General features: G+C 54.1%; 17 protein-coding genes. 13 read left to right on the top strand and 4 right to left on the bottom strand.

The genetic code is table 11. The features are described 5' to 3' along the window. The 3 genes from G565_RS0102485 to G565_RS22610 form a co-directional block, all read right to left on the bottom strand. Nucleotides 1–236 (bottom strand): transposase (locus G565_RS0102485; RefSeq protein WP_028669560.1); only part of this gene is annotated, 236 nt, incomplete at its 3' end. A 144-nt stretch (nt 237–380) separates the two neighbouring features. Continuing rightward, entirely contained in the window at nt 381–1,214 is an 834-nt protein-coding gene (locus tag G565_RS22615; protein WP_425413962.1) for a formylglycine-generating enzyme family protein, read from the bottom strand. Between the two features lie 748 nt (nt 1,215–1,962). Continuing rightward, on the bottom strand, nt 1,963–2,808 hold the full coding sequence (locus tag G565_RS22610; protein ID WP_425413961.1) for a formylglycine-generating enzyme family protein: 846 nt from the start codon (nt 2,806–2,808) through the stop codon (nt 1,963–1,965). Between the two features lie 712 nt (nt 2,809–3,520). On the opposite strand from G565_RS22610, the gene G565_RS0102465 reads away from it, so the two are divergent. After that, nucleotides 3,521–3,853: a hypothetical protein gene (locus G565_RS0102465; RefSeq protein WP_028669559.1), complete on the top strand. Its 333-nt coding sequence runs from the start codon at nt 3,521–3,523 to the stop codon at nt 3,851–3,853. A gap of 160 nt (nt 3,854–4,013) precedes the next feature. Here G565_RS0102465 and G565_RS0102460 read toward each other — a convergent pair whose 3' ends face one another. After that, nucleotides 4,014–4,940, bottom strand: coding sequence for a LysR family transcriptional regulator (locus G565_RS0102460; RefSeq protein ID WP_028669558.1), 927 nt, complete (start codon nt 4,938–4,940; stop codon nt 4,014–4,016). 155 nt (nt 4,941–5,095) lie between these two features. Here G565_RS0102460 and G565_RS0102455 point away from each other — a divergent pair, with 155 nt between their 5' ends. The 12 genes from G565_RS0102455 (at nt 5,096) to G565_RS0102400 (ending at nt 16,072) form a co-directional block, all read left to right on the top strand. After that, nucleotides 5,096–6,430 carry an aminotransferase family protein gene (locus tag G565_RS0102455; protein WP_028669557.1) on the top strand — a complete coding sequence of 445 codons (1,335 nt, stop codon included), beginning with the start codon at nt 5,096–5,098 and terminating at the stop codon, nt 6,428–6,430. A gap of 2 nt (nt 6,431–6,432) precedes the next feature. After that, nucleotides 6,433–7,128 (top strand): CoA transferase subunit A, encoded by a 696-nt coding sequence (locus G565_RS0102450; protein ID WP_028669556.1) that lies wholly within the window; start codon nt 6,433–6,435, stop codon nt 7,126–7,128. Further along, nucleotides 7,115–7,771 carry a 3-oxoacid CoA-transferase subunit B gene (locus G565_RS0102445; protein WP_028669555.1) on the top strand — a complete coding sequence of 219 codons (657 nt, stop codon included), beginning with the start codon at nt 7,115–7,117 and terminating at the stop codon, nt 7,769–7,771. The genes G565_RS0102450 and G565_RS0102445 overlap by 14 nt, the downstream gene beginning before the upstream one ends. Then, nucleotides 7,758–9,032 carry an ArgE/DapE family deacylase gene (locus G565_RS0102440; RefSeq protein WP_028669554.1) on the top strand — a complete coding sequence of 425 codons (1,275 nt, stop codon included), beginning with the start codon at nt 7,758–7,760 and terminating at the stop codon, nt 9,030–9,032. The genes G565_RS0102445 and G565_RS0102440 overlap by 14 nt, the downstream gene beginning before the upstream one ends. Then, nucleotides 9,029–10,210, top strand: coding sequence for an acetyl-CoA C-acyltransferase (locus G565_RS0102435; RefSeq protein WP_028669553.1), 1,182 nt, complete (start codon nt 9,029–9,031; stop codon nt 10,208–10,210). Before G565_RS0102440 ends, G565_RS0102435 begins: the two co-directional genes overlap by 4 nt. 216 nt (nt 10,211–10,426) lie before the next feature. Then, complete coding sequence (locus tag G565_RS0102430; protein WP_028669552.1) at nt 10,427–11,230, top strand: transporter substrate-binding domain-containing protein; 804 nt, start codon at nt 10,427–10,429, stop codon at nt 11,228–11,230. A 157-nt stretch (nt 11,231–11,387) separates the two neighbouring features. Further along, a complete protein-coding gene (locus G565_RS0102425) occupies nt 11,388–12,044 on the top strand; it encodes an amino acid ABC transporter permease (RefSeq protein WP_028669551.1) in 657 nt (218 codons plus the stop codon). An 11-nt stretch (nt 12,045–12,055) separates the two neighbouring features. Further along, nucleotides 12,056–12,709, top strand: coding sequence for an amino acid ABC transporter permease (locus tag G565_RS0102420; RefSeq protein WP_028669550.1), 654 nt, complete (start codon nt 12,056–12,058; stop codon nt 12,707–12,709). 68 nt (nt 12,710–12,777) lie between these two features. Next, nucleotides 12,778–13,533 (top strand): amino acid ABC transporter ATP-binding protein, encoded by a 756-nt coding sequence (locus G565_RS0102415; protein ID WP_028669549.1) that lies wholly within the window; start codon nt 12,778–12,780, stop codon nt 13,531–13,533. Nucleotides 13,534–13,543: 10 nt separating this feature from the next. Further along, on the top strand, nt 13,544–14,581 hold the full coding sequence (locus G565_RS0102410) for a histone deacetylase family protein (RefSeq protein WP_028669548.1): 1,038 nt from the start codon (nt 13,544–13,546) through the stop codon (nt 14,579–14,581). 54 nt (nt 14,582–14,635) lie between these two features. Further along, nucleotides 14,636–14,989 (top strand): RidA family protein, encoded by a 354-nt coding sequence (locus G565_RS0102405; RefSeq protein ID WP_028669547.1) that lies wholly within the window; start codon nt 14,636–14,638, stop codon nt 14,987–14,989. A gap of 147 nt (nt 14,990–15,136) precedes the next feature. Beyond that, on the top strand, nt 15,137–16,072 hold the full coding sequence (locus G565_RS0102400) for a sulfurtransferase (RefSeq protein WP_028669546.1): 936 nt from the start codon (nt 15,137–15,139) through the stop codon (nt 16,070–16,072). Nucleotides 16,073–16,094 lie beyond the last annotated feature (22 nt).

Here is a 16,094-nt window from a genome sequence, read left to right as displayed (position 1 = left end):
AGGTCTTCATAGCCAGCGGCCAGGGCAAACAGGCGCTGACGCAGCAGGTCAATCTGGGGGTGCAGAACCCGCCCGGTACAACGAGGATCGTCCAAGACCTTATCCAGTTGGCGTGACAGGCCGAGCTTTTTGTCGACTTCGCGAAAGAGCACCAGTCCGGCGTCTGACGTTAGATCACCACCGGTAAAGTCGACTTCAACCTTACGGCGTTTTAGAGGAGAAAGGGACAAAGTCATGTGGTAGCATTCCGTTACGGCTTTGGTGGTTGAAAATAAATGGTGTCGCAACCTTATTATCAACTTCCCAAAGCCGTTTTGCTATCCGAATACCCAGTTTGGTGAAATATCCGGGCTAGACACTGGCGCCAGCAACCCCTTCGATTAGGGGGGAGTGCCCGGCTCACCGGTCAAGAGTAAGTCAAGCGGCCTTTCACTGTGGATTGCACAGCGAAAACCATTGCCGCTATAGTCAACTTCATCGGCCAGGCGCCTAAATAACAGGTTCCCGTTCCAATCTGAATTCCCCCGGCCAAAGCCTCGGGACAGTTTACGGGTATTCCACCGATCTCCGTCTGGTGGGCCGACGGGATTAACTCGGGAGCCTTGCCGATAGGCGAAAGGCGAATACCAGTCTCGCACCCACTCATTGGCATTGCCGGTCATGTCGTACAAGTCCAGCGGATTTGGAGGATACTTTCCGACAGATTCAATGCTGTAATAAGACCCAGTGGAATAGTCCCAATAATTAACACCTAGCTCTATATCACCGGTATTCGTCGCAAACTTCACCGCCTGCCCCCGGCTTCGGGCGGCGTACTCCCATTGTGCTTCCGTCGGCAGATCAAATGGCAGACCGGTAAGATCAGCCAGCCACAGGCAATACTCTTGAGCCGCGTGCCAGTCTACGCCGAGATAAACCGCCCGATCAGGTTCCATATTGGGGTTTTTGCCGCGCTGGTCGGCTTTGATGTAGGGCAGGTCGTTGGTGTTGGTGTAGAGATCGTATTCCCTGATCGTGGTTTCATATTTGTGAATGTAATAACCACTGAGTGTCACTTTATGCACCGGGAAGCAGCTCTGGCCGCACCCGGGGAAGGGGATGCGATAGCTCATGTTGCCATCGGCCATTTCCAGCCATTCGCCGTTGGGGTCGTCTTCCGGGACTTCGTAGCCGACATTACCCATCATGAAGGAACCGCCTTCCACGTAGACCATGTTTGCGAGCGTGCGCTCAATCAATGCCTGAACTTCTGGTGAATGCTCGGAGAAATACCCTTCAAAAACGGGCGTTGCCGTTTGTGCCGTGGCATACCAAATGCTCACGCCTGCTAATGCCATTGCCCCAATGCCACCAAACACCCATCTTCTTTTTGTCTTCCCTGTCACTTAAGAACCAACCATGAAAAGAAACGATTGGATAACAGGTTATCATAAAGATGCGGGAGAAGTTGTGACAAAGTGGCCAACAATGCATGTCATAAATCCCCCTTGTCATTGTCCATATGCTAGCGCGGACGGTAGTCAGCAAGTGGGAATATCTGGAAGTGCGGGAGCATACGTTTCAACAATCAATCACCGGTCGTATCGAAATGGGACGCTGTGATCACGCTGCCAGTATTCAACGAGCGGCAGGCCAAATTTGCTTATCTATTAAAGTAAGGGCATTTATGAATGACTTGGACTTGACCGGGAAATTTGGCTCGCTCGATACCTACTTCTACACTTTATATTAGTAATAAGCAGAACATCCACTCGAGTGAAGTTTGAATGGATTTTCTAGTGATTTTGGACAGCCATTGTGCAGGCCCTTATTTGCCGCACATAGAATGGGAGCAAACTGTATCGGGCCTGGCACTCGATCAACGCTCAGCAGGAACTTATTAAGTTTATGAACGACCGTGAAGATCGCCAAAGGTTAGCCGGTTGGTGGGACGGTTTTCCCGACGTCAGTAACTGTACCTGCTCAATCAATGACCTGAGTATCAACCCCTTTCACGGGTAACTCCGAAAGCGTGGGAAGTTCTGTTGTGCTGTGAATGGCACAGCGGAACCCGGTACCACTGCCATCGTTCTCAGGATTGGTGGGTATGCGTCGAAAGACCAGATTGGCGTACCAATTGGAGTTGACTATGCCAAAGCCGCGGGAGACTTTGCGGGTTGCATAAAGGTTGTCGTATTCCGGGCCTTGCGGATCGAGCTCGGGTGATTGCCTGTAGTAGCGGCTGCTGAACCAGTCTTTAACCCATTCATTGGCATTGCCGGTCATGTCGTAAAGGCCCAGTGGGTTAGGGGGGTAGGTACCGGGTGGGCCGAGAACGTAAGGGTGACCTTTCGGGCGATAATTTCGGCCAGGCTCCATTTCACCGTTATCCGTTGCAAACTGAACCGCTTGACCGCGACTTCTGGCCGCATACTCCCACTCGGCCTCGGTCGGTAGGCTGAAAGGCAGGCCAGTGACCTCTCCCAGCCATAGGCAATAGTCTTGAGCGCCGTACCAGTTTACATGTGTGCTTATTGGTCGGTTTTCCCCGGTAAATTCTTCGCGATCTCTAAATCGCTCAGCAACCAGAGGCAACCCATTCGCCTCTGTATAAACATCATACCCCCCATAAGTCGCCTCAAACTTGTTCAGGTAGTACCCGGTCAAGGTCACCTTATGCACCGGGTAACAGCTGGCCGTGCATCCAAACGGCTTCCGGTAGCTCTCGCGACCATCTTCCATGGTCACCCAGGTGCCACCGGGCTCGTCTTCGGGGATCTCGTAGCCGATGTCGCCCATCATGAAGCTGCCACCCTCGACATAGACCATGTTATCCAACGTTTGTTGAATCAGGGCTTCTACTTCCGGTGAATAATCTGTGTCCTGGCAGGCGGCCAGTAGGGGTAGGGCGAGTGCAACAGTGAAAACTGTAGGAGTGCAACGCATCATTGATAGAAAGTCCTTTTAAATACTAATTTCAGTGTACCAGACCGAGTTCCTAAAAATGTGATCTCAATCTCGAAAGTACACTTGGTGGTATGGACTAGATGTTAGGGCAGGGCTTGATAGCCCGAGTCTGAGTAATCAATTTCAGGAAGTGATGAACTCTTAACAAGATATTCCCGTTTGTATGATTGACTGCGAAGATCGGTGCGGGCTAGCTGACTGGTGGGGCCAATTGCCCAATGTCAGTAGTTGTACCTGCTCAATCGATGACCTGAGCAGCAACCCCTTCAACCGGCAGGTCCGATCGCTTTGGCAGTTCGCCATTGCTGTGAATGGCACAGCGAAAGCCGGTGTCACTGCCATCGTTTGCAGGAGATCTGGATAACCGCGGAAAGACCAAGTTGGCATACCAATTTGAGTTGTATAGGATAATGCCTCGGTAGATTTTCCATACAACATTGAGGCCATCATCAGGCGGACCTTGTGGATCGACAACAGGCGAATTCTCTTAGTATTAAGGGTTATGCCATTTTCCTCTGTATAAACATCTACTTCCCATAAATCGCTTCAAACTTATTTAACCAAGGACGATGCAGTGAAACGTAAAAAACTATTTGGAATTGCGCCTCTTTTTTTGGTGTTGGCTTGCGCGGCAGATACGAACAGTCCTGACTTTGTTGCCAGGGCATTCATGAATCACGTTCAACAAAACGAGTTTGAACAGGCATTTCAGCATGTGCTGCCTGAAGACAGAAGTGAGTTTCAGAGTTTCGAAGAGGATCTGTCCAGAATGCCCCCCATTCCTGAAGAGATAAAGGTTGTGGTTGAGGCTGGTGACTACCACGGTCATTTTACCGTTCCGAATTGGAGTGAGAGGGCGAGAGTTGATCTAGTGTTTAGACATGATCGATGGTGGGTAACCGAGTAACGTCGTAAAGCTGATTTAGCCAGGTAACGGAGCGAAGGCAGCGAGTTTGTTCCACTTTTCTACAGCAGGAATGCCGTCTGGATAACTTGTATGCCCAGCCCCTCATGTCGCTATGTTGCTCTCTGGTGTTTAAAGCTGATAACCCTCAAGCTGACCCTGGTCAGTCTTTCAGTCGCTCGGCCACCAGGTGGTCCGGTAGTTCCGGTAGCATTTCCTTGAGTAAACCGATTAGCCGATTATTGGCCCAGTTCTGTTTGTAGACCAGACCAAACCGGTAGTGAAAAGCGGGTTTGAACGGCTTGATCAGCAGGTCGTCACGGGTTGCCTGGTGGTCATAGGCTGTGATGGGGTTTATCAGTGTAATGCCGACGCCGTTGGCAACCAGTGAACAGATGGCCGCGATGTTGGCTTCCGTTTTACCGGCAATGCGAATGTTTTTCTCCGAAAGATGCAACAGCAACTGATCGGCCGCAAGGTTGGGCTGGTTGGGAATGACCAGGTGCTGCCCTTTCAGGTCTTCAGTGGTGATCACGCTGGCTTTGGCCAGGCTGTGATTTCTGGGCATCAGACAGACTGCTTCGGTTGCGATCAGTTCATCGACCACCAATGCCTGGCTGGTTACCGGCAGGGTGACGAAGCCCACATCGAAATAGCCGGCTTCCACCGCGCGCACCACCTCCGGGCTGGGCATGATGTCGAGGTAGACGCTGTATTTGGGGTTGTCACTCAGAATACGGGCGATGGTTTTGGGCACATAGGCGAAACCGAGGGCCGGCGCGCAGGCGATGCGTATCCGCGAAGCACCAAATTCGCGCAATGCGACAATGCTGTGCTTCATGTTTTCCAGATTACTCAGTAACCCCAGTATCTCTCCATAGAGCTCATCGGCCTCGGGCAGGGCAATTAGCCGCTTCTTGTGGCGCATGAATAATGCAATGCCAATATTTTCTTCGAGCTGAGCCAGTGACCGGCTGACGCCAGACTGGGTAATGCCGAGGTCACGGGCCGTTCTTGTGGCAGTGCCAGTTTCATAAAGGGTCTTGAAAATCAGTAAAGATTTCAATGAGTTAAGGTTTATGTCACTCATGACGATAGGTCTCGGTAGCCGTTATTGACGTTATAACATGACTATAAATCATCAAATAATGAAAAAACATTATGCGTTGAAATTAATTTTTAGCTGTTCCTATAATGCAGAATGATCAAAAAAACACCGATTAGTCGATAAGGAACTTTAGCACCATGGCCAGCAACGCTCTGTTTTATCTGACCAGTAACGACATGCCACTGGTAAGCCATGCCGACGGCATCTATATCTGGGATACAACAGGGCGCCGGTATATTGATGCCTGTTCCGGTGCCATCACTTGCAATATTGGCCACAACCATCCCACTGTAAAACGCGCCATGACCGAGCAGCTCGATAAAGTAGCGTTCAGTTATCGGACTCAGTTTGAAAGTCAGGTCGCCCTGGATCTGGCCAGCAAAATGGTGGATTTAACCCGGGGGGAACTTGAAAAAGTCTTCTTTGTCGGCAGCGGTTCCGAGGCGGTTGAAAGTGCTATCAAACTCGCCATTCAATATTTTGTCGCCAAAGGCCAGCCGGAGCGGTGCCAGTTTGTATCGCTGCGCCCCTCTTACCACGGCAGCACAATGGGTGCGCTGGGCCTGACCGGTTATGAACCGCTGGAAGCACCGTATCGGTCGATCACGATTGGCTCGGTCAAGGTGCCGTCGCCCGATCTCTATCGTTACCGCGAAACGAGTGTGGAAGCGCACATTGAGGCCGTACTGGAGCAAACCGAAAACGCGATTCTGAAAGCAGGCCCCGAAACCATTGCGGCTATCGTTTTGGAACCGGTGGGTGGCGCCAGTACTGGCGCCCGTATGGTAACCCGCGCTTATATGGAAGGGTTGCGTGCCTTGTGCGACCGTTACGGTTGCTTGCTGATCATGGACGAAGTACTCAGTGGCATGGGGCGCACCGGTGCCTGGTTTGCGTACCAGCACTATGGTGTTGCTCCCGATATCCTGACATTGGCCAAAGGGCTGGGTTCGGGTTATTACCCCATTGCCGCCATGATGGCACGGCAGGAACTGGTTGATTCCGTAAGCAAAAGTGGTGGCTTTATGCATGGGCATACTTACGCGGGCAATCCTCTTGCCTGTGCGACCGGTCTTGCCGTTATTGGTGTGATGAACGCTGAAGACCTGGTCAGCAATGCTGCGGAACAGGGTGTTTATTTGCGTCGAAAACTCGAAGAACTGTCGGATAAATACGATTGTATCGGCAACGTTCGCGGCATCGGTTTGTTGCAAGGTGTTGAGCTGGTTCAGAATTCCGCGAGCAAGCAACCGTACCCGGCTTCATTCAATGCCTTTGACCGGCTCACGGCCCTGGCCAAAGCACGAGGTCTGTTGATTTATCCGAGGCGGTGCCTGAATGGACTGGAGGGAGATCATGTACTGATCACGCCTCCGTTAACCGTCACCGCAGCCGACGTTGACGACATTATCGCGCTTTTCGATGCCAGCCTGGCCGACTTCGAACAAGAAATACGAGAGCGGGCAGCCTGATTATGAAAAAGAACCGCACCCTGGAAAACGCTATCGCTGCCATTCCTTCGGGGGCCGTGATAATGGTGGGTGGTTTCGGCAACCCGGGTACTCCGTTCAGCCTGATCAGCGAATTGGTGCGTCAGGGGCAGACCGATCTGACGGTCATTAAGAACGACGCCAATGAAGCAGGCCACGGCATCAGCCGGCTGATCGAGAAGAGGCAGGTCCGCAAGCTGATCACCACCCACATTGGGTTGAACAAGCTCGCGATAGATCGGATGAATCAGGGCGCTATCGATGTTGAGTTTCACCCTCAGGGCATCCTGGCCGAGAAAATACGCACCGCCGGTGCAGGCAGCTTTGGTTTTCTGACGGATATTGGCATCGATTCTGAGATCACCCGTCCGGAGGATTTAGTCGACTGGAAAGGGACTGCCTATAAAGTGGAAATGGCACTGTCCGCCGATTTTGCCCTGATTCATGCCGCCCAGGCCGACTGGCTGGGTAACCTGGTTTACCGGGGTTCGGCCATTAACTTCAGTCCGCTGATGGCCATGGCGGCCAATCACGTCGTTGTCGAAACACCGGACCTGGGTGCACCGGGCCGGTTCAAACCAGAGCATGTACATACACCGGGCGCTTTTGTCGACAGTGTTGTGCCACTGGAATCACTCACTTCAGACTACGGGATTCTTGAACACCATGTCCGCCGTTGAACGCCTCTTAAGCCGCGCGGTGAAGGAGATTTCACCGGGCAGTATCGTTAATCTTGGCATTGGTTTGCCCACGCAGGTCATGCATTACCTGCCGGAAAACTTCGATGTTCAGATCCACTCCGAGAATGGCATTCTCGGGGCCTGGAAACAGGCCGAACCCGCATTGATGGATCCCTTTCTCATTGATGCCGCTGGCGCGTATGTGTCACTTCGGGAAGGCGCCAGTTTGTTCGACAGTGCCGTCTCCTTCGCCATGATTCGCCGTGCCCGACTGGACCTCACCATGATCGGCGCCTTCGAGGTCGATGCTCTGGGTAACCTGGCGAACTGGAAGATACCGGGTAAGTTTTCACCCGGCATCGGGGGGGCGATGGAACTGGCGCAAAAGACGAAACGAATCGTGGTACTGACTACGCATACCGACAAGCACGGCAACCCGAAGATTCTCAAAACGTGTCGCTTGCCACTGACTGCCAAAGCCTGTGTCAGTCGAATTATTTCTGACCTGGCTGTTATCGACGTGACACCGCAGGGTCTGGTCGTGCGTGAAAAACTGACCGACATCAGCAATGGCGATTTGCAGGCGTTGACTGAAGCGGAACTGACCTTTGAAACCGGGGAGGCAGCTCATGAATTTGTCTGATCGCGAAGCGGATTTGCTGGCCAGTGCCGATTCGGTTTTCCCGAATGCCATGGCGTTTGTTGAAGACATGATTAAAACCTATGCGGTTCTTGGTCAGGAACAAGCGGTTTTGACCTGCGTGGAAAACCAGATGAACGAGCTGGGTCTGCCGGTGACCCGCGTTGGCATGCACAAAGCGACGCTCAGCGAGCATTCGTTGTACGCGCCGGTTCCCTGGGACCACGAACACAAGTACAACCTGGTATCGCAGTTAAGCCCGAATGCCGCTGGTCAGTCTCTGGTGTTGAATGGCCACCTGGACGTTGTGCCCGCAGACCCCTTCGATATGTGGACGCGCCCGCCGAATGAGCCCTGGCAACGCGATGGTTGGTTGTACGGTCGCGGCGCCGGAGATATGCAGTCAGGCGTGGCCGCCATGATTTACGCAGTGCATGCCATTCAGCAAGCGGGCTACCGCATCAAGTCTCCGGTCACACTGCAAACCGTTGTCGAGGAAGAGTGCTCCGGAAACGGTGCGCTGGCCTGCGTGCATCAGGGGTATGGCGGTGACTTTGTGTTGATTCCCGAACCGTTCGGGCCAACGCTGTATGCCGGCCAGGTCGGAGTGCTGTGGTTCAAGCTTGGCGTTCGTGGCAAACCGGTCCACGTTCAGGCTGCCAGTACCGGCATAAACGCCATTGAGAAATTGCAACGGCTGATTCCCTGGTTGCAGGATCTTGAGACCGAACTCAATGAGCAGCATCGGGATGGGCCGTATCGGGAAATTGACCATCCGTTCAATTTGAATATCGGCACCATTTCCGGCGGGAACTGGCCGTCAAGCGTGCCCGCCTTTGCTGAAATGGAAGGTCGCATCGGTTTTCCGCCGGGTATGACGGCCAACGAAATCATGCAGCGGGTGAATGATTGCATTGAGCAAGCCGCGCTCAGGGATCCGGCCTTCGCCGATGAGCATCCTGTGTTGCGGTTCAATGGCTTTCGGTCCGAGGGGCATCTGGTTAATTTGGGTAACCCGGGCGTTGAGCTGCTTTCCCAATGCCATCACACCCTGACCGACGCTGACCCGGAACCCTACTGGTCGACCGCGACCACTGATTTGCGCGTCTTTCACTTCTACAACCGGACTGGCGGCACCTGTTACGGACCTGTGGCGAAGAACATTCACGGTGTCGACGAGTGCGTCAATATCGAGTCCGTTCGTCATGTACTGAAAGCCTATGTGCTGTTTATCAGCCGCTGGTGCCAGTTGGAGAAACTATGAAGCCCGTTTACCTCACGCATTACCGCCGTACGGCATTCAGCCGGGCGCATCCGAAGAAAGCCGGTGTCGATGCCTTGGCTGACTGGCCGGCGGATGCGCTCATGGCGCAACTGATTGACCACAGCCTGGAGACAACCGGCCTTGGGCCCGAAGACATTGATGAGCTGAGCTTGGGGTGTGCGCTGGCGGTAAAGGAGCAGTGGAGTTTCGGTGGGCGCTACCCGCTGATGCAAAGTCGCCTGGGAGATCAGGCCTCGACACGGATGATTGACCAGCAATGCGGGTCAAGCCTCAGTGCACTGCGTTTCGGCATGATGACCACAGGTACGGGCGCTACCGACATTGTCCTCGCTGGTGGTTTTGAACACATGACGCGGGTGCCAATGGGCCCAGCGCTGTTCAAAGAAGGGGTGTTGGGCGTGCCGGCGATGCCTGGAACCAACGGTAAGACCTACGACATGACGGTTGCGCTGAACATGGGGCTGACGGCAGAACGCCTGGCCACTGAGGCGGGAATCAGCAGAGTGGAGATGGATGCCTTTGCCTGTCGGTCGCATCAGCGAGCGCAGGCAGCACAGCTGGCAGGGTTCTTTCACGATGAAATTCTGCCGATCGCACTGACCGATGCGGAGCCTTTCAGTCAGGATGCCTGCATACGACCGGATACTCAGCCAGAAGCACTGGCGCAGTTGCCACCTGCCTTCAGTGACACCGGCGAGATCAGCGCGGGCAATAGCTCGCCGTTGACCAGCGGTGCCTCACTGGGGATGTTAATGTCGGAAGCTGCCCTGGGTAAGACGGGCGCCACGCCGCTGGCGCGGGTACTTGGCTGCGTTGACCGGGGCACCCAACCAGAGTTGATGGGGCAAGGTGTTGTACCGGCCGTCGAGCGCCTGTTGATGCAACACCACCTAAGCGTGGCCGACATCGATTTGTGGGAAATAAACGAGGCGTTCAGTGTGGTGCCGCTCTATGCCCAGAGAAAGCTCGGCATTGCTGACGAGTTGCTGAACATTCACGGTGGTGCTTTAGCCATTGGCCACCCCCTGGGAGCCACGGGGGTTCGCCTCGCCGGCACGCTGGCGCGGTCACTGCATAAGACGCAGGGCCGGTATGGCATTGCTGCCGCTTGTATTGGCGGTGGTCAGGGCATTGCTTTGTTGATTGAACGAGTGTGAGGTGCATGGCCAAAGGCCGTGTGACTGTGTAAAAAACGATGAAAAAATTGGCAGGAGGTAACCCTGAAAACAACCTGAAGCGTTAACACAATAATTAATCCGGATGGATAACAACGATCGATCCTGGCTCAACAGGTACGGTCATTGACCAGTGTGAAGAGGTGCAGTGCGTGAAAACACGCATTGTTTTAATAAAGTCTGAACAGGAATAAGAATATGAAGACACTTACTAAAAAGTTCTCACAAACTCTGGCGACCGCAGCCGTGGTCATTGGTGCAACAGCGATGGTGGCAATGCCAACTCAGGCGCGTGACTTGCCCGAGATTCGCGACGGTGTATTCCAGGTAGCCAACTCCGGTGCCTATCCTCCCTTCAGTTATGTGAACACTCAGGGTGAGCTGGTTGGCTTTGATGTCGATATTGCCAAAGCGCTGGCCGAGAAAATGGGCGTGGAAGTGAATGTGCAGTCATCCCCCTGGAACGGCATTATCGCCGCTCTGGCGGGTGGCCGGTTTGACGCCTGCATTTGCAGCATGAGCGTCACCGAAGAGCGGCAGAAGGCCGTTGACTTCACCGACTCCTATTACAGCGCCGGCCTGTCGGTTTGGGTGCAGGAAAGCACGGATGACATCAACAGTATCGATGATTTCTCCGGTAAGCGCGTCGGTTCTACACTGGGTGAAACAGGTAACCAGTGGGCGGTTGAAAACGGTGAGGGCGAGTGGCGTAACCAAACCTTCCAGGGCCTGCCAGACATGATGAACGGCCTGACCACAGGCCGCATCGATGTGATGATTGCGGACGACGTGCCGGTGCTGGTGGCCATGCAGGAGAACGCACCTGAGATCAAGATGGTCGACGTTGGTGAGTTGCCACGCTGGCCTGCTGCCATTTCCATTCAGAAGAACAAGCCACAGCTGATGGAAGCGCTGAACGTTGCTCTGGCAGAGATCAAGGCTGATGGAACTTATCAGGACATCGTCGACAAGTGGATTGGTGAAGGTGCCAACATCGAGTAAGGGTGATGCCCGTGAGCCACTAACCCCCGTGTTTTCAGGGCGGAGTTAGTGGCGCTCAGGGTTTGAGTGCTCGAGTTTTGGCTTGGCGCTGTTGAGACTGTCGTCGATGGTGTCGCCGGAACCAAAGCTTGAATAACAACAGTAAAAAGGGTTGCCCATGGATGTTGACTTGATGGTCGAGGTTACGCCTCTGTTGATCAGAGCGGCCTGGGTTACGATTGATATTTCTTCCCGTGCCATTTTCTTCGGGTTCTTTGTCGCCTGTGGACTGGTGTTTCTGCAAACCTTTCGGTTCGCGCCGATCCGTTGGTTTGCCCGCGGCTACATCAGCGTTATTCGAGGCACACCCTATTTCGTGCAATTGCTGCTGGTGTTTTACGGAGGGCCGAGCATTGGCCTGCGGTTAGATCCGATCACCTGTGGTGTGTTTGTTGGCGCCTTCAATATTGGTGCCTATATGAGTGAAGCGATTCGGGGGTCGATTGAATCGGTCGACAGCGGGCAAAGCGAAGCTGCCCGGTCACTGGGTTTTGGCAAGGTGCAAACCATGGTTTCCATCGTATTGCCGCAAGCAGCCAGCCTGATGATTCGCTCTGTCGGTGTATTGGCCATTGTTCTGGTTAAAAACTCATCTCTGGTGTCCATAATCTCGGTGGTTGAACTGACCTATCAGGCGCAGCGCCTGATTGGCTCTACTTATAAACCGCTGGAAATCTTTACCCTCAGTGCCCTGATGTACATTGTCATCATCTATGCGGTGATGGGCATTATCGAGCTTGCCTATCGCCGGGCAATCCGTTACACCACCCAATAGGAGAGGGCACGATGGAATTCGACTTTTCCCCCGTTGTTACGTATTTTCCAACCTTGCTCAAGGGCGTTGGTGTGGCCTCGCTGGTCGCCCTCGCAGTGGCGCTGATGTCCATCATCGGTGGGCTGGTGGTTGCCGTTATATCCATTTATACCAACAAAGTTGTTAGCTGGCCGTTGCGCTTTTTCATCTGGCTGTTCATGACTACGCCGTTGTTGTTGCAACTGTACTTTCTGTACTTTGGGTTGGGCGAATGGATACTGATCCCTGCCATTGTTGTCGGTATTCTGGGTCTGGGTTTTCATTATATGGCCTATAATGCCGACATTTTTATTGCCACGATAAAATCCGTATCGGACGGCCAGTATGAAGCCTCCAGATCGCTTGGTTTCGGGCACTGGAAAACCATTTATTACATCATTGTTCCCCAGGCTCTTATCCGGTCAATCCCGCAGCTGGGCAACAACATGATTCTGATGGTAAAAGATACCTCGGTACTGTCTGCCATTGGTGTGGCCGAACTGGTCTACGCCTCTCAATATGCAATCAGTGTGTCGTTCAGACCCTTCGAGTTCTTCATTGTTATCGCCATCATGTACTACGTGATTAATATTCTGATGGAGTTGGGCCAGGCCTGGCTGGAACGCCAGACTGCGTATCGCCGCTGAATCGACTGTATAAAAAGACTAAAAACTGGAGCTTGGTTATGAGCACAGAACAACAGACTGACACACCCATGGTTGAAGTGCGTAATGTCCATAAGCGCTTTGGCGACCTGGAGGTATTGAAAGGGATTGATCTGACGGTCGATCGGGGAAAAATAATTTCAATCATTGGCCCGTCCGGCTCGGGTAAAAGTACCCTGCTGCGTTCCGTCAACCATTTGGAAGTGATTGACGAAGGGGCCATTTTGCTCGATGGCGTTCAGGTTAATCGGCCCGACATGAAGGGCCTGGCGTTTGAACGGCACATCAATCATATTCGTCAGAACATGGGCATGGTGTTTCAGCACTTTAACCTCTTTCCCCATCTGTCGACCATCGACAATGTCACCCTGGCACCGCGTAAACTGAAAGGCATGGATAAAAAGACTGCCCGTGAGCTGGGTATGCAGCAGCTTGAACGTGTTGGCCTGGCGGAGAAAGCCGATGTGTTTCCGAACTGGTTGTCGGGTGGTCAAAAGCAGCGGGTTGCCATTGCCAGGGCTCTGGCGATGAAGCCCAAGGTAATGTTGTTTGACGAAGCGACCTCGGCTCTGGATCCGGAGCTGGTTGAAGAAGTGAACCGGGTGATGCGAAGCCTGGCCGAAGAACATATGACAATGTTAATCGTCACACACGAAATGAGTTTCGCCCGTGATGTGTCTGACTGGGCGTTGTTCATGGACGGCGGTGTGGTGGTTGAAGAGAGCACTCCGGACAAGCTGTTCACTAACCCGGAGCAAGAGCGCACACGCAACTTCCTGCATAAACACCTCGGCAACAACCACTAGGAGGCGCTCTGTGAAATGTTTCTATCACGAGGCGCAGAATGATCACGCGCCCAAACACTTTTTCCTGCGTGGCCAGCCGGCTCCTTCGCCAGAACAACCGGTGCGAGCCGAGCGACTGAAAGACGCCATTAGTGCCGCAGGTGCAAGCCTGGAAATCTTGCCGCCACTTGTCAGCGATGCCGTCTTGCTTAGCAGGCTCAATCAAATTCATACCCCGCGCTATCTCGAGTTTCTTGAGAATGTGGTCGAACGCTGGCGAGCTTTGCCAGCGGCAGCGGACGTGGTAGCGCCCAATGTCCACCCGTGTGGGCACGCTCGGTATTACCCGCGGCATGTCATTGGACAGGCCGGCTGGCACATGCACGACATGGCGTGCCCCATGGACGCAGGCAGCTACCGGGGCATTATCGCCAGTGCCACCACAGCCCAGGCCGCGGCCGATGCGGTGCTTGAGGGCGAAGAGGCGACTTACGCCCTGTGCCGACCGCCCGGGCATCATGCCGGGCCAGAGCGGGCAGGAGGGTTTTGTTTTGTGAACAATTGCGCACTGGCGGCAACGGTCTTGCGAGAAAAGTATGATCGTGTAGCGATTGTGGATGTCGATCTTCACCACGGCAACGGGACCCAGGATATTTTCTGGCAGCGCAGCGATGTCTGGACCGGGTCTGTTCATGTTGATCCGGCCGATTTTTACCCCTTTTACTGGGGTGCAGTCGACGAAGTCGGCGCAGACAGCGGTCTGGGCTATAACTGCAATGTGCCGCTGCCGCTCGGCGCCAATGGCATTGCCTTTCTGCAGGCTCTGTCGCGGTTGTTGTCCGCGCTGGCACAGTTCAAGCCACAGGCCATTGTGATCGCGCTGGGGCTGGACGCGCACAAAGACGACCCGTTGGCCGGCATGACCCTGGAAACCGAAGACTTTTACCGCATCGGCCAGCGGCTGGCTCAGGTAAAAGGACCCAAGGTGATTGTCCAGGAGGGCGGCTACCCTACCGACAGTCTCGGTGATAATCTGGCTGCTTTTTTACAGGGCTTCCGACGGGGTTAACCTCCGTTGGTTTTTTCTCAACCAATAGATTTTCCAACCAACAGAGTGCATTTTATGAGCGATCGTTACATCGACAGCAATCAACGTATGAGTCAGGCCGTGGTACACGGCAATACAGTCTACCTCGCCGGCCAGGTGGCCCCCGATGCCAGCGCTGGCATGCGCGGACAAACCGAACAGATTTTGCAAGGCATTGATCAGATGCTCGCCAAGGCGGGTACCGACAAAACTCACATTCTGTCCGCGACAATCTGGGTCACCGACATGGCGGAATTCAGTGAGATGAACGCCGCCTGGGATGCCTGGGTGGTGCCGGGTCGCACACCGGCGCGCGCCTGCGTCACGGGCAACCTGGCCAAGCCAGAATGGAAAGTGGAAGTCATGGTTATTGCCGCCCTGCCGGCCTAACCTGGCCCGGTTCCGGCCCTGCGGGCCTTGTGCCGCAGGGCGTTATTTCTTTTTGATATAAACAGACAAGAAAACTGTATTTATTGTTTTAAGAACGACTTATTACACTCTCCGGGTCATTACCGCATTCCCTACAGGAGAGAGATCATGGTTTTACGTTCCGTACTCGCGTCTGCTGCGTTATCGCTGGCCTCAGGCCTGGCGATTGCATCGACCCCGCTGGTCAGTGCCGACTGGCTGAAGACTGAACTCAACAACAGTGCCGTTACGGTGCTGGACATCCGTTCAGCCGATGCATTTGCCGATGCCCATGTGCCGGGCTCCGTATTTCAGACCTATGGCGACTGGCGGTCAGAGCGCGAGGGCGTAACCGGCAATTTGCCCGAGTTGACGGTACTCGCACAGATGATTGGTAACCTGGGCATCGACAACGATGACCATGTTGTCATCGTACCGCCGGGTGAGAACTCATCCGATTTTGGCGGTGCTGCCCGTGTTTACTGGACGTTTAAAGTGCTGGGGCACGACAGCGTCAGCATTCTGAACGGCGGCTATAAAGGCTGGGTACAGCAAGGCTACGAGGTGACCAGCGCACCGGTCAGCCCTGCGCCAGCTGAGTTTGAGGTGAATTTCCAGTCTCAGTATCTGGCGACCACCGAAGATGTTGTCGCGAACCTGAACAGCGCAGACGTTCAGTTTGTTGATGCTCGCCCCTCTGATTTCTACACCGGTCAGACGAAGTCTGGCTCAGCGCGTGTGGGAGGCACCTTGCCCGGTTCAATCAACCTGCAGGAAGCCACCTTGCTGGACACCAGCGACGGTGTCGCCTACTTCCTGACTCAGGATCGTGTACGCCAACTGGCCGAAGACGCCACCCTGAAACTGGATGCGGGCCGCACGGTGACCTTTTGCAATACGGGTCACTGGGCTGCCACCGACTGGTTTGCGCTGTCAGAAATTGCCGGCCTGCCGAACGTCGCCATGTACGACGGTTCCATGACAGCCTGGACGCAGGATCCCGATCGTCCGGTACAGACTGAGAAGCGTGGCTTGGGTAGACTGCTGGGCATCTTTGGCGGCTGAAGTCGGCTGACAAGCTTTGTAT

The sequence above is a fragment of the Saccharospirillum impatiens DSM 12546 genome (genome assembly GCF_000423605.1).
GTDB classification, from domain to species: domain Bacteria; phylum Pseudomonadota; class Gammaproteobacteria; order Pseudomonadales; family Natronospirillaceae; genus Saccharospirillum; species Saccharospirillum impatiens.
This window is presented reverse-complemented; position numbering and strand designations above follow the sequence as displayed.

Coding starts and splice junctions, on each gene's coding strand:
- G565_RS22615 (WP_425413962.1), bottom strand. CDS start 1,214: ATGGTCTACGTGGAAGGCGGTTCCTTCATGATGGGTAATGTCGGCTAC.
- G565_RS22610 (WP_425413961.1), bottom strand. CDS start 2,808: ATGGTCTATGTCGAGGGTGGCAGCTTCATGATGGGCGACATCGGCTAC.
- G565_RS0102460 (WP_028669558.1), bottom strand. CDS start 4,940: ATGAGTGACATAAACCTTAACTCATTGAAATCTTTACTGATTTTCAAG.
- G565_RS0102455 (WP_028669557.1), top strand. CDS start 5,096: ATGGCCAGCAACGCTCTGTTTTATCTGACCAGTAACGACATGCCACTG.
- G565_RS0102450 (WP_028669556.1), top strand. CDS start 6,433: ATGAAAAAGAACCGCACCCTGGAAAACGCTATCGCTGCCATTCCTTCG.
- G565_RS0102445 (WP_028669555.1), top strand. CDS start 7,115: ATGTCCGCCGTTGAACGCCTCTTAAGCCGCGCGGTGAAGGAGATTTCA.
- G565_RS0102440 (WP_028669554.1), top strand. CDS start 7,758: ATGAATTTGTCTGATCGCGAAGCGGATTTGCTGGCCAGTGCCGATTCG.
- G565_RS0102435 (WP_028669553.1), top strand. CDS start 9,029: ATGAAGCCCGTTTACCTCACGCATTACCGCCGTACGGCATTCAGCCGG.
- G565_RS0102430 (WP_028669552.1), top strand. CDS start 10,427: ATGAAGACACTTACTAAAAAGTTCTCACAAACTCTGGCGACCGCAGCC.
- G565_RS0102425 (WP_028669551.1), top strand. CDS start 11,388: ATGGATGTTGACTTGATGGTCGAGGTTACGCCTCTGTTGATCAGAGCG.
- G565_RS0102420 (WP_028669550.1), top strand. CDS start 12,056: ATGGAATTCGACTTTTCCCCCGTTGTTACGTATTTTCCAACCTTGCTC.
- G565_RS0102415 (WP_028669549.1), top strand. CDS start 12,778: ATGGTTGAAGTGCGTAATGTCCATAAGCGCTTTGGCGACCTGGAGGTA.
- G565_RS0102405 (WP_028669547.1), top strand. CDS start 14,636: ATGAGCGATCGTTACATCGACAGCAATCAACGTATGAGTCAGGCCGTG.
- G565_RS0102400 (WP_028669546.1), top strand. CDS start 15,137: ATGGTTTTACGTTCCGTACTCGCGTCTGCTGCGTTATCGCTGGCCTCA.